This is a genomic window from Nocardioides marmotae (assembly GCF_013177455.1).
In the GTDB taxonomy this organism is placed as follows: domain Bacteria; phylum Actinomycetota; class Actinomycetes; order Propionibacteriales; family Nocardioidaceae; genus Nocardioides; species Nocardioides marmotae.
In genome coordinates this window covers 272,351-284,427 of the sequence record NZ_CP053660.1, presented here as the reverse complement: position 1 = coordinate 284,427, position 12,077 = coordinate 272,351, and the positions used below count along the sequence as shown (strand labels likewise).

The window sequence follows — 12,077 nt, the reverse complement described above, 5'->3', positions numbered from 1 at the left end:
AACCTAGTGAGCGCGCTCACCCGCGTTCATCGTGCGGATCGACCGAACCCGCGCCCGAGCGATGTCAACTTGTGCCAGCGAGCACGCGGGCCAGGACGTCGGCCACCGGGGACGGCGCGCGTCCGACCATCGCGAGGAGCGCCGCGAGCGGCAGCGGACCGGTCGGCAGGCCGTGGTCGTCGTAGTAGGCGAACATCGAGCGCAGCCACGCCCGCTCGCGCTCGTCGAGGCCCTCGCCGCGCCAGGCGTCGGGGTCGGTACGCCGCGCGCGGACCGGCCGCTCCAGCACCTCGGCCGCGGCGCCGGCGACGCCCGCGACCGTGACCAGCGCGGGCCCGCCCAGCTCGTAGGTCGCGCCCTCGTGGCCCGGCGTGGTCAGCACGACGGCCGTCGCGGCGGCGACGTCGTCGAGGTCGACCAGCCCGAACGGGGTGTCCACGGCGTACGGCACGGCGAGCTCGCCGCCCTCGGCGGGCAGGTCGGCGAGGGCGGGGAGGAAGTTCTGCACGTAGGCGCAGGGCTGGAGCACCGTCCAGCGCAGGCCGGAGCGGCGGACCAGGTCCTCGGCGACGGCCTTGCCGAGGTGGTGCGGCATCGACGGCGCGTAGGGGGACGCGACCGAGTGGTAGGTCAGTCGGTCCACGTTCGCCTCGGCCGCGGCCGCGAGCACGGAGGCGACGTACGCCGGCTCGTCGGGGTGGAGGTTGGGCGCGATGACGTGGACGGCGTCCGCGCCGGCGAGCGCGGCGGGCAGGTCCTCGAACGCGGACCGGCCCAGGGGGCGTGCGGACACGCCCACCTGGGCCAGCGCCGCGACCACGGCGCGACCGGTCTTGCCGGTCCCGCCGAGGACGGCGACGTTCATCGGTGGTTCCGTTCCTCGACTCAGAGGTGGTCGACCTCGGCGGAGGCGGCGCCCCCGGCGAGCGTCCCGTAGCCGGGGCCGCGGTCGAAGAACGCGTCCTCGACCGCGGGGGCCGGGCGGCCGGCGCGCTCGGTGGCGGTCGCCTCGGCGTCGTACGACAGCGTGTCGTCGTCGACCGAGCCGGTCAGCACCACGCCGTAGTCGGCGAGCGCGGCCTCCGTGGAGACCTTGCGCCAGCGCACGTCGCGGACGACGAGCTCGGGGTCACGGTCGAGCGGGTTGCCCCAGCCGCCACCACCGGTGGTGCGGATGCGGATGACCTCGCCGGCCTTGACCTCCTCGGCGTCGGCAAGGGCGTCGACCTCGCGCTCGTTCGGGCCGCCCGCGTCGATGACGACCTGGAACGGCGTGCCGGCCTTGCCGCCCTTGACGCCCCAGCACGCGAGGATCGACCGGTCGGCGATCGACATGAAGTGGGCGTCCTTGAGCATCCGGATGTGCTTCTCATAGCCCAGGCCGCCGCGGAACTGGCCCGCGCCGCCGGAGTCCACGGCGAGGCTGAGCGACTCGACGATGAACGGGAAGCGGGACTCGGTGAACTCCGTGGGGAGGTTCCGGCTGTCCGGGACGACGTGGATGGTGTCCTCGCCGTCGGCGTAGTAGCGGCCGCCGGAGCCGCCGCCGAGCACCTCGCGCATGAGGTAGGGGCGGCCCTCGAGGTCCTCGCCGTAGACGCCGGTGTACCGGATGGTCTCCTGGTCGGCCGGCATCTTGCCGTCGACGGCCTTCGCGATCACGCCGGCCAGCACGCCGAGCAGGCGCAGGATGACGAACGTGCGGGCGTTGGTCGGCGCCGGGAAGATCGGCGTGAGCAGCGTGCCCTTCTCGGGGAAGCGCATCTCGATGAGCGGTACGACGCCCTCGTTGACGTCGAGCTCGGCCATCCGCTCGGGGGTGTCGGCGAGGTTGCGCAGGATCGGCGCGAGCCACTTCTTGAGGAAGACACCGTCGGAGTAGTCGCCGCAGTGGTTGATCGGGCCCTTGGCCTGCGGGGACGTGCCGGCGAAGTCGAGCACCAGGCGCTCGCCGTCGGGGTCGTCGGCCGCGGTGCGGGTCAGGGTGATCCGCTGGGTGTGCAGCTGCGGGTCGTCGACGCCGTCGTGCTCGGCGTAGTCCTCCCACGTCCACGTGCCGACCGGGATCTTGGAGAGGATCTCGCGGCGGTAGGTCTCGGTGGAGCGGTCGATGATCGCGTCGAAGCAGGCCTCGACGGTCTCGATGCCGTAGCGGTCGAAGAGCTCCCCGAGCCGGCGCGCGCCCATGAGGCAGGCCGAGCACTCGGCGTCGAGGTCGGCGGCCAGCGACTCGGGCATGCGCGAGTTGCGGGTCATGATCGTGAGCGCCGACCGGTTCGGGACGCCCGCGTCCCACAGCTTGATCGGCGGGACCGCGAGGCCCTCCTCGTAGACGCTGGTGGCGTGCGAGGGCATGGAGCCCGGCACGGCACCGCCGATGTCGTCGTGGTGACCGAAGGCCTGCACGAACGCCACCACGCGGCGCTCGCCCTCGGGTCCGGCGAAGACCGGCACCGTGACGCACAGGTCCGGGAGGTGGCCGATGCCGCCCTCGGACAGGTAGACGTCGTTGTGGAAGAAGACGTCGCCCTCGCGCATCTCCTCGATCGGGAAGTCACGCGCGACGGGGTGGACCAGCGCGGAGTACGACCGGCCGGTCAGCTTGCGCAGCCGGCGGTCGTGGATGCCGGCGCGGAAGTCGTGCGCGTCGCGGATCATCGGGCTGCGGCTGGTGCGCGCGATGGCCGTCTCGACCTCGTGCTCGACCGCGGCCAGGGAGCCCTGGACGATCTCGACGAGGACCGGGTCGGCGCTGCGGCCGGAGTCCTCGGTCAGCGGGCCGAAGGGGAACTGGGTCGGCGCCCGGCGGCTGCCGAGGTCCGGCGCGCCCGCGAAGGTGCTCGTGCCCGAGTGGGTGTCGGTGGTCATGCGTCGCTCCTGGTCACCACGATGTTGGCGTAGTCGTCGACCCGGGCGGTGAAGCCCGGGTGGATGGGCACGGTCGAGCCGAACTCCTCGATGATCACCGGGCCGACCAGCTCCTGCCCGGCGGGCAGGTCGGGGCGCCAGTAGACCGGCGTGTCGACGTACCCGGCCTCGGCGTCGAAGCACACCGGGCGGGTGCTGGTCTGCTGCGGCGTGGCCTGGTCGCTGATGGCCTTCGGGATCTCCGGGCGGCGGATCGGGCCGACGCCGGAGACGCGGAGGTTGACGACCTCGACCTGCTGGGTCGGGTCCTGGGCGAAGTCGTAGCCGTAGAGGGTGTGGTGCTCGGCGTGGAAGCGGTCCGCGACGGTGCGCAGGCTCTCCTCGCTGATCGGGCCGTCCGGCACCGCGACGCGCACCTCGAAGGCCTGGCCGAAGTAGCGGACGTCCGCGGTGCGCACGAAGACGTGCTCCTCGGGGGCGAAGCCCTCGGTGGCCAGCGCCGCGGCGGCGCGCTCGGTGAGGACGTCGTACTCCCGCTGCAGCGCGGCGGGCTCGAGGTCCTCGTGGAGGGCGACGTGGGTCTGCACGTAGTCGTTCTTGACGTCCACGGTGAGCAGGCCGAAGGCCGAGACGTTGCCCGGGTTCGGCGGGACCAGCACGGTCGGTACGCCGAGCACGTCCATGAGGCGGCACAGCAGCAGCGAGCCGGAGCCGCCGAAGGTGGTGAGGGTGAAGTCGCGGACGTCGAGGCCGCGCTTGACGGTGACCTGGCGCAGGGCGTTGGCCTGGTTCCACGCGGAGATCTCCAGGATGCCGGTGGCACACGCCTCCGGGGTGATCTCCAGCTTCGCCGCGAGCTCGCGGATCGCCGCGGACGCCGAGTCGACGTCCAGCGGGATCTCGCCGCCCAGCAGGTGCGGGGGGATCCGGCCGAGGAAGACGTGGGCGTCGGTGATGGTGACCTCGGTGCCGCCCTTGCGGTAGCAGATCGGGCCCGGGTCGGCGCCGGCGCTGTGCGGGCCGACCTTGAGGGTGCCCTCCGGGGAGAGCCAGGCGATCGAGCCGCCGCCCGCGCCGACGGTGACCACGTCGATCATCGGGATCTTGGAGGGGTAGACGCCGACGCTGCCCTCGGTGGTCAGCGTGGGCTCGCCGTCGATGACGACCGAGACGTCGGTCGACGTACCGCCGCCGTCGGAGGTCAGCACCTTGTCGAAGCCCGCGACCTTCGCGATGAGCGCGGCGCCGAGCGCGCCGGCGGCCGGGCCGGAGAGGACGGTGGTGATCGGCTGGTGCACGACCTCGTCGGCCGAGAGCACGCCGCCGTTGGACTTCATCACGTAGAACGGGATGGTCCGGCCGCTCTGGGAGGCCAGGCGGTCCTTGATGTTGGTGACGTAGCGCGAGAGCTTCGGCTTGACCGCGGCGTCGACGAGGGTGGTCATCGACCGCTCGTACTCGCGGTACTCGCGCAGCACCTCACTCGAGATCGAGACGACGGCGTCGGGGTGCTCCTCGAGGAGGATCTCCCGCATCCGCTCCTCGTGCGCCGGGTTGGCGTAGGCGTGCAGGAAGCACACGCCGAGCGTGTCGATGCCCTGGTTCTTGAACCAGCGCGCGACGGTCCGCGCGCCCTGCTCGTCGAAGGGGCGGATCTCGGCGCCGGTGTGGTCGAGGCGGCCGCCGACGCCCTTGACCAGGTCGCGGGGGACGATCCGGTCGGGCTTGACCCAGAAGTAGGAGTTGCCGTAGCCGTCGGGCACCGACTGGCGGGCGATCTCGAGCATCGCCTCGTAGCCCTCGGTGGTGATGAACCCGAGCGCGTCGACCTTGCCCTCGAGGAGCTGGTTGGTCGCGACCGTCGTGCCGTGGCTGACCGCGACGACGTCGTCGAAGCTCGCCCCGGCCAGGTCCAGCACCTTGTCGATCCCCGCCAGGAACCCGTCGGCCGGGTTCCCCGGCGTGCTGGGCGTCTTGGTGGTGACCACCGTGCCGCTGTCCTCGTCGAAGGCCACGACATCGGTGAACGTGCCGCCGGTGTCGATGCCGATCCTCATCCGCCTTGTCATGACCGACATTCAACGGGTTCGGGCCACCTCAGCACGACGGCACCCTCTGCCTACCGATCGGCCATCCTTGGTCAGATCCTGCCAACGCCCGCCCCGCTGGTTGAGCAGGCGAGCGCCAGCGACCTCCGCTGGTTGAGCAGGCGAGCGCCAGCGAGCCGTGTCGAAACCCCCGCACCCGCGCAGGGCCCTGCGCACCTCACCGGGTTTCGACACGCTCAGGCCTGGCGGCCTTCGCTGCTCAACCAACAGCAGACCCACGCCACCACCCGCTGGTTGAGCAGGCGAGCGCCAGCGAGCCGTGTCGAAACCCCGTGACCACGGCAGTGGCCCTGCGCACCTCACCGGGTTTCGACACACTCAGGCCTGGCGGCCTTCGCTGCTCAACCAGCGGAAGACCCGCGCCACCACCCGCTGGTTGAGCAGGCGAGCGCCAGCGAGCCGTGTCGAAACCCCCGCCCCCGCGCAGGGCCTCAACCACCAGCGTCGCGCCACCGCCCCCGCGCAAGCGCAGGGAGGTCGTCGAGCCGCCCGTCGATCAGCGCCTGCCGCTTGGCGCGGCTCCACCCCTGCAGCTGCTTCTCGAAGTAGTACGCGTCGTCGATCCGGTTGAACTCGGCCGACCACACGAGGCGCACCGGCCGTCGACGGCCCGGACGGGTGTACGCCGCGCCCAGGCCGAGGTCGTGCTCGCTCACGCGTCGCTCGAGGTCGGTCGTGCTGCCGACGTAGTACGAGCCGTCGGCGCACTCCAGCAGGTAGGTCCACGCCATGGCGGTACGCCTCCCCCGCCGGGCGTTCGGGTGAACTGACCGGTCCGCGCCCTGTGGAGAACCCCGCCACATCCACCCGCTGGTTGAGCAGGCGAGCGCCAGCGAGCCGTGTCGAAACCCCCGCACCCGCGCAGAGCCCTGCCCACCTCACCGGGTTTCGACACACTCAGGCCTGGCGGCCTTCGCTGCTCAACCAGCGGGGGCGGCCGTCCCCACCGCCCTGCGCACCTCACCGGGTTTCGACACGCTCAGGCCCCGGGGGGCCTTCGCTGCTCAACCAGCGGGGGGCCTTCGCTGCTCAACCAGCGGGGAGGGTCAGGGGGAGACGAGCCCCTCGACGGCGCGGGCGACCTCGAGCAGGCGCAGGTCGGCGCCGTGGGGGGCGACGATCTGGACGCCGACGGGAAGGCCGTCGCGGGTGGTGCCGGCGGGCACGGAGATGGCCGGGCAGCCGGTGACGGTGATGAAGTACGCCGAGCGCATCCAGTCCAGGTAGGTCTCCATCGGCTTGCCGTTGATCGCCGAGGGGAACTCCTGGTCTGCGGGGAACGGCGGCACCTGCGAGACCGGCAGCACCAGCACGTCGTAGGAGCCGAAGAACTCCCGCATCGTCTCCGAGAGCGCCGTGCGCTGGGTGTAGGCGCGGGCGACGTCGGCGCCGGTGAGGGACTCCCCCGCTCGGATGTTGTCGGCCAGCGAGGCCTTGAACGCGTCGGGGTGCTCGGCGAGGAGCGCACCGAACTTGGCCTGGAAGTGCCAGGCGCGCAGCGTGCGGAAGGTGTCCTCGGCCAGGCCGAGGTCGGGGTGGGCGCCGGAGACGGCGGCCCCGGCGGAGGCGAGCGCCCGGCCGGTCGCCTCGACGACGCCGGCCACCTCGTGGTCGACCTCGAAGGCGCCGCCGAGGTCGGTGCTGAGCGCGACGCGCAGCCCGCCGAGGGCGGCCGGCCGCGGGTCGGCGAAGGTCGAGCCCGCGTCGCCCAGCGCTTGCGGCGCCCGCGCGTCGGGGCCGGCCATCACCGAGAGCAGCAGCGCCAGGTCGGCGACGTTGCGGGCCATCGGCCCGCCGACCGAGGTGGTCTCCCACTGGTTGTACAGCGGCCACTCCGGCACCCGCCCGAGGCTGGGCCGCATGCCGACCACGCCGCAGAACGACGCGGGGTTGCGCAGCGAGCCACCCATGTCCGAGCCGTCCGCGAGCGGCACCATCCCGGCCGCCAGCGCGCACGCCGCGCCGCCGGAGGAGCCGCCGGCCGACCGCGAGGCGTCGACCGGGTTCAGCGTGGTCCCGAAGACCTTGTTGAACGTGTGCGACCCGGCCGCGAACTCCGGCACGTTGGTCTTGCCGATCGTCACCGCACCCGCGCCGCGCACCCGCTCGACGAGCAGCTCGTCGCGGTCGGGGACGTGCTCGGCCCGCAGCGTCGAGCCGTACGTCGTCCGCCACCCGCCCACGGCGTGGGTGTCCTTGAAGGCGAACGGCAGGCCGTGCAGCGGGCCGACCTCCTCGCCACGCGCGAGCGCCTCGTCGGCGGCCGCGGCACCCGCACGGGCGCGCTCCTCGTCGAGGGAGACGACCGCGTTGAGCTGCGGGTTCCGCTCGGCGATCCGCGCGAGGTGCAGGTCGAGCAGCTCGCGGGCCGAGACGTCGCGACGGCGGACCGCCGCGGCCATCTCCCGGGCGGTCGAGTCGACCGAGAGACCGGCCGAGCCCGAGCCCCGGGCGGGGACCGCGATCACCGGCGCCGGCCCAGCAGCCCGCCGACCACGACGCCGGCGAGCACCAGCGCACCGCCGACGACGACTCCGGTCAGGAACGACTGGTCACCGCCGACCGAGGCCCGCGGAGCGGCCGCGGCCGCGGCGAAGACGGTCGCGTCGGCGGCCACCGCGGCCGGGGCCGCGGCACCGGCCGGAGCGGCCCCGTCGGAGGAAGCCGGAGCAGCCGGGGCGGCCGCGGCCTCCGCGGGCAGCCCGTTGGCGATGACCTTCTCGACGTTGCCGAAGAACTCCGCGGCCATCCGGCGCGAGACGCTGGTGAGCATCCGCTGGCCGACGCCGCCGATCATCCCGCCGACGACCGCGTCGGCGTCGTAGGACAGCACGGTCTCCTCGCCCTGCGGCTCGAAGCGGACCGCGACGGTGGCGTCGATCGTGCCCGGCGCGCCGGCGCCCTTGAGGCCCATGGTCAGCGACTCGTGCTGCTGGAGGTCCGAGAGGGTGCAGGCGCCGTTGTAGGTGCCCTTGATGGCGGCGACGCCGGCGCTGACGGTCATGGCGTAGGCGTTCTCGCCGGTGGTCTGCAGCTGCTCGCAGCCGGGGATCGTGGCCACGAGCACCCGCGGGTCCAGCAGCGCCTCCCAGACCTTGTCGACGGGGGCGGCGATGGTGTTCTGGCCGGCGATCTTCATCGGTTCTCCTCCGGAGTCGTGGTGGCCACGGCGTGCTGCGCGCGGAGCTCGAAGAGCTCCGACGGCGAGATCGGCATGGCGGTGATGGGCAGCCCCTCGGCGTCCTCGATGGCGGCCGCGATGGCGGCGGAGCCGGGGATGACGCCGGCCTCGCCGGCGCCCTTGATGCCCAGGGGGTTGAGCGGGGACGGGGTCTCGAGGTGGTCGATGTCGATGGAGTCGGGGACCTCGGTGACGTAGGGCATCAGGAAGTCCATGAACGAGGCGTTGAGCAGCTGGCCGGACTCGTCGTAGGCCATCTTCTCGTAGAGCGCCCCGCCGACGCCCTGGGCGACGCCGCCGTGGATCTGGCCCTCGACGATCATCGGGTTGATGACCGTGCCGCAGTCGTGGACGACGGCGTACTTGAGGATCGTGATCTCGGCGGTGTCGGGGTCGGTCTCGACGATCACGGCGTGCATGCCCGAGGCGAACGTCGAGCGGGTGGGCGAGTAGAAGTCCTTGCCCTCCAGGCCCGGCTCGTCGTCCTCGGCGACCGGTGGCTTGGTCGGGTCGCCGACCGAGAACTGCGTGGCCGCCTTGGACGCCTCGTCGAAGGCGTAGCGCAGCGGGTTCGAGAGCACCGCGACCGTCCCGAGCGAGATCGAGGTGCCCGGGGAGCCCTTGACCGAGACGACGCCGTCGACGATCTGCAGGTCCTCGGGGTCGGCCTCGAGCGCGTCGGAGGCCAGCCGCAGCACCTTCTCCTTGGCCCGCTTGGCGGCGAGGTGGATCGCCGAGCCGCTCATCACGGCCGCGCGGGAGGCGAAGGTGCCGACGGCGTACGCCATCCGGCGGGTGTCGCCGGTGGTGATCTCGACGTCCTCGAACGGCACGCCGAGCTCGTCGGCCACGATCTGCGCGAACGCCGTCTGGTGGCCCTGGCCCTGGCTGGTCAGGCCGGTGGCGACCTTGACCTTGCCGGAGCTCTCGATGTTGACGTGCGCGCCCTCGTAGGGGCCCGCGCCGGTGCCTTCGACGTACGCCGCCAGGCCGATGCCGACGCGGCGGCCCTGGGCGGCCATCTCGGCGCGGTAGGCCGGGAAGCCCTCCCAGCCGACCAGCGTCTTGATCTTCTCCAGCATCGCCGGGAAGTCCCCGGAGTCGTAGATCGTCTCGCGACCGTCCTGGAAGACCAGGCCGTGGTCGTAGGGGAACTCGTCGGGCTGGATCAGGTTGACCTCGCGGACGTCGGCGCGGTCCTTGCCGAGGTAGGCGGCGATCGCGTCCATCGTCCGCTCCATCACGAAGCAGCCCTGCGGCCGGCCCGCTCCCCGGTAGGGCGTGACGATCACGGTGTTGGTGTACAGGGAGTCGAAGACGACCCGGTAGGGGCCGGTCTTGTAGGGCCCGACCAGCTGGGTCGAGGCGTTGATCGGGACGATCAGGCCGTACGGCGTGTAGGCGCCGTGGTCGTGCCAGAACCGGACGTCGAGCCCGAGCAGCCGGCCCTCGTCGTCGAACCCGACCTCGACGTGGTGCAGCTGCGCGCGCTCGTGCGCGGAGGAGATGAAGTGCTCGCGGCGGTCCTCGGTGAACTTCACCGGCCGCCCCAGCCGCTGCGCAGCCAGCGAGACCAGCAGCTCCTCGGGCCAGGGGTGGTTGATCTTGACGCCGAACCCGCCGCCCACGTCGGGGGTGATCACGTCGACCTGGAGCAGGTCGAGGCCGAGCTTGGCGGCGACGGCGGCGCGGACGCCGGTGGAGGTCTGCGTGGAGGTCCACACCTGCAGCCGGCCGTTGGCGGTGTCCCAGCGGGCGGTGACGCCGCGTCCCTCCATCGGCATGCAGGCGCTGCGCTCGATGTCGAAGTCCAGCGACAGGGTGTGCGGGGCGGCGGCGATCGCGGCCTCGGCGTCGCCGTTGCTCTGCTCCGAGCGGGCGGCGATGTTGCCGGGCACGTCGTCGTGGACCAGGTGCTCGGCCGCGCGGGCGGCCTCGATGCCGACCACCGCCGGGAGCAGCTCGTAGTCCACGACGATCTGCGCGACGGCGTCCTCGGCGACGTACCTGTCCTCGGCGACGACGATCGCGATCGCCTCGCCGACGTAGTTCACCTCGTCGCGGGCCAGGGCGTACTGCGTGCGGCCGTGGGTCAGCGTCGGGTGCGGGATGAGCAGCGGCAGCGGCTCGGCCATCGCGCCCTCGAGGTCGTCGTAGGTCCACACCGCGTGGACGCCCTCGACGTCGAGCACCGCGTCGACGTCGACGGAGAGGATGCGGGCGTGGGCGTGGGGGCTGCGCAGCACCGCGACGTGCAGCGCGCCGAGGTCGATGTCGTCGACGTACTGCCCGCCGCCGCGGAGCAGCCGGTCGTCCTCGACCCGCTGGACGGCCTCGCCCATCAGCTTGGTGGTCATGCGCCCAGTCCCGTCGTCGATGCGTCGTCGTCGCGGGCGACCTCGGCCTCGCCGCTCGCCGCCTCGAGCCCGCCGTCCGGGCCGTCCGGGGGCGGCGCGGCCGGCGCGTCGCCGCGGGCGATCTCCGCGGCGCGCTCGACGGCCTTGACGATGTTCTGGTACCCGGTGCAGCGGCACAGGTTGCCCGCCACCATCTCCTTGGCCTCCTCGTGCGTCGGGCAGGGGTTCTCCTTGAGGCCCGCGGTGACGGTGGTGAGGAAGCCGGGGGTGCAGAAGCCGCACTGGAGGCCGTGGCACTCCCGGAAGGCCTGCTGCACGGGGTTGAGCGAGCCGTCCGGCTCGGCCAGCCCCTCGACGGTGGTGATCTCGGTGCCGACCGCGGAGACGGCGAACATCAGGCAGCTGCGCACCGGCCGGCCGTCGACCAGCACGGTGCACGCGCCGCAGACGCCGTGCTCGCAGCCGACGTGCGTGCCGGTCAGGCCGCACTCCTGGCGCAGGGCGTCCGACAGCAGCCGGCGGGCGGGGACGGCGACGTCGTGGGTCACGCCGTTCACCTCGAGCCGGACGTCGTGGGTCTTCTCAGCGGTCTTCCCAGCGGGGTTTCCTGCGGGGTTCTCAGCCACGGTCACTCCTCCCGAGCGTGGTCGTGGGCCGCGGTCAGCACGCGCGCGGTCAGCACTGTGACCAGGTGCGCGCGGTACGCCGCGGAGGCATGGATGTCGGTCTCCGGCTCCAGCTGCGCCAGGGCGGCCTCGGCGGCCCGGGCCAGCGCGGGCTCGTCGACGGCGCCGGCGAGGGCCTCGGTGAGGTCGACGACGACCGGCACGTCGGAGACCGACAGGTAGCCGGCGCGGGCCGAGACGACCCGGCCGTCCTCGACGGCGACGACGGCGGCGACGCCGCACATGGCGTAGTCGCCGTGGCGGCGCGAGATCTCCTCGAACGCCACGCCGGAACCGGCGGGCAGCGCGGGGAAGAACGCCTCGACCGCGACCTCGTCGTGGGCCAGGCTCGACTCGAGCGGGCCGACGTAGAGGTCGGCGGCGGCGATGGTGCGGCGGCCGGCGGGGCCGACGACGTCGACCGAGCCGTCGAGCAGCTGGAGCACCATCGGCATCTCCGCGGCGGCGTCGGCGTGGACGATCGAGCCGACGGTGGTGCCGCGGTTGCGGATGGTCGGGTGGGCCACGTTGGCCAGCGCGAGCGAGACCAGGGGCTGCACGCGGCGTACGTCGGGCGAGGCCAGGACGTCGGCGTGGCGGGCGAGGGCACCGATCCGGACGCCGGAGGCGTCGGCGGTGACGTGGTCGAGATCCGGCAGGCCGTTGATGTCGACCAGCAGCGCGGGGGCCGCGAGGCGCATCGACATCAGCGGCACGAGGCTCTGGCCGCCGGCGAGCACCTTGGAGTCGGGGTGGCTGCCCAGGGCCTGGACCGCCTCCTCCAACGTCTCCGGACGGGCGTAGTCGAACGCCGTGGGTTTCACGTGGGGAGCCGGCCTTTCTGAGTTGCTGGGTGGTGCGGTGTCCGAGAGGAGGTGTCGGCCGGACCGGGCGGGCC

The 12,077-nt window shown here is 72.9% G+C and carries 9 protein-coding genes; all 9 read right to left on the bottom strand.

Annotation, left to right across the window (positions count from 1 at the left end):
• Positions 1–64: 64 nt before the first annotated feature.
• Complete coding sequence (locus HPC71_RS01335) at positions 65–865, bottom strand: SDR family oxidoreductase (protein WP_154612808.1); 801 nt, start codon at positions 863–865, stop codon at positions 65–67.
• A 20-nt stretch (positions 866–885) separates the two neighbouring features.
• Positions 886–2,868 carry a hydantoinase B/oxoprolinase family protein gene (locus HPC71_RS01330; RefSeq protein ID WP_154613405.1) on the bottom strand — a complete coding sequence of 661 codons (1,983 nt, stop codon included), beginning with the start codon at positions 2,866–2,868 and terminating at the stop codon, positions 886–888.
• On the bottom strand, positions 2,865–4,925 hold the full coding sequence (locus HPC71_RS01325; RefSeq protein WP_230083904.1) for a hydantoinase/oxoprolinase family protein: 2,061 nt from the start codon (positions 4,923–4,925) through the stop codon (positions 2,865–2,867). The genes HPC71_RS01330 and HPC71_RS01325 overlap by 4 nt, the downstream gene beginning before the upstream one ends.
• A 482-nt stretch (positions 4,926–5,407) precedes the next feature.
• Positions 5,408–5,707, bottom strand: a complete 300-nt coding sequence (locus HPC71_RS01320) for a GIY-YIG nuclease family protein (protein WP_154613403.1) — start codon at positions 5,705–5,707, stop codon at positions 5,408–5,410.
• A gap of 315 nt (positions 5,708–6,022) precedes the next feature.
• Positions 6,023–7,444 carry an amidase gene (locus HPC71_RS01315; RefSeq protein ID WP_253943854.1) on the bottom strand — a complete coding sequence of 474 codons (1,422 nt, stop codon included), beginning with the start codon at positions 7,442–7,444 and terminating at the stop codon, positions 6,023–6,025.
• Positions 7,441–8,115, bottom strand: a complete 675-nt coding sequence (locus HPC71_RS01310) for an SRPBCC family protein (protein WP_154613402.1) — start codon at positions 8,113–8,115, stop codon at positions 7,441–7,443. Before HPC71_RS01310 ends, HPC71_RS01315 begins: the two co-directional genes overlap by 4 nt.
• The gene (gene cutA / locus HPC71_RS01305) at positions 8,112–10,514 is read right to left on the bottom strand and encodes an aerobic carbon-monoxide dehydrogenase large subunit (protein ID WP_154613401.1); all 2,403 of its coding nucleotides are present in this window, start codon (positions 10,512–10,514) and stop codon (positions 8,112–8,114) included. The genes HPC71_RS01310 and cutA overlap by 4 nt, the downstream gene beginning before the upstream one ends.
• On the bottom strand, positions 10,511–11,140 hold the full coding sequence (locus HPC71_RS01300) for a (2Fe-2S)-binding protein (protein ID WP_216656505.1): 630 nt from the start codon (positions 11,138–11,140) through the stop codon (positions 10,511–10,513). Before HPC71_RS01300 ends, cutA begins: the two co-directional genes overlap by 4 nt.
• A gap of 2 nt (positions 11,141–11,142) precedes the next feature.
• Positions 11,143–12,003, bottom strand: a complete 861-nt coding sequence (locus HPC71_RS01295) for an FAD binding domain-containing protein (protein ID WP_171895977.1) — start codon at positions 12,001–12,003, stop codon at positions 11,143–11,145.
• Positions 12,004–12,077 lie beyond the last annotated feature (74 nt).

What these genes read in the sequence shown, in the direction of transcription:
- HPC71_RS01335 (WP_154612808.1), bottom strand. Translation starts at nt 865, where the DNA reads ATGAACGTCGCCGTCCTCGGCGGGACCGGCAAGACCGGTCGCGCCGTG.
- HPC71_RS01330 (WP_154613405.1), bottom strand. Translation starts at nt 2,868, where the DNA reads ATGACCACCGACACCCACTCGGGCACGAGCACCTTCGCGGGCGCGCCG.
- HPC71_RS01325 (WP_230083904.1), bottom strand. Translation starts at nt 4,925, where the DNA reads ATGAGGATCGGCATCGACACCGGCGGCACGTTCACCGATGTCGTGGCC.
- HPC71_RS01320 (WP_154613403.1), bottom strand. Translation starts at nt 5,707, where the DNA reads ATGGCGTGGACCTACCTGCTGGAGTGCGCCGACGGCTCGTACTACGTC.
- HPC71_RS01310 (WP_154613402.1), bottom strand. Translation starts at nt 8,115, where the DNA reads ATGAAGATCGCCGGCCAGAACACCATCGCCGCCCCCGTCGACAAGGTC.
- cutA (WP_154613401.1), bottom strand. Translation starts at nt 10,514, where the DNA reads ATGACCACCAAGCTGATGGGCGAGGCCGTCCAGCGGGTCGAGGACGAC.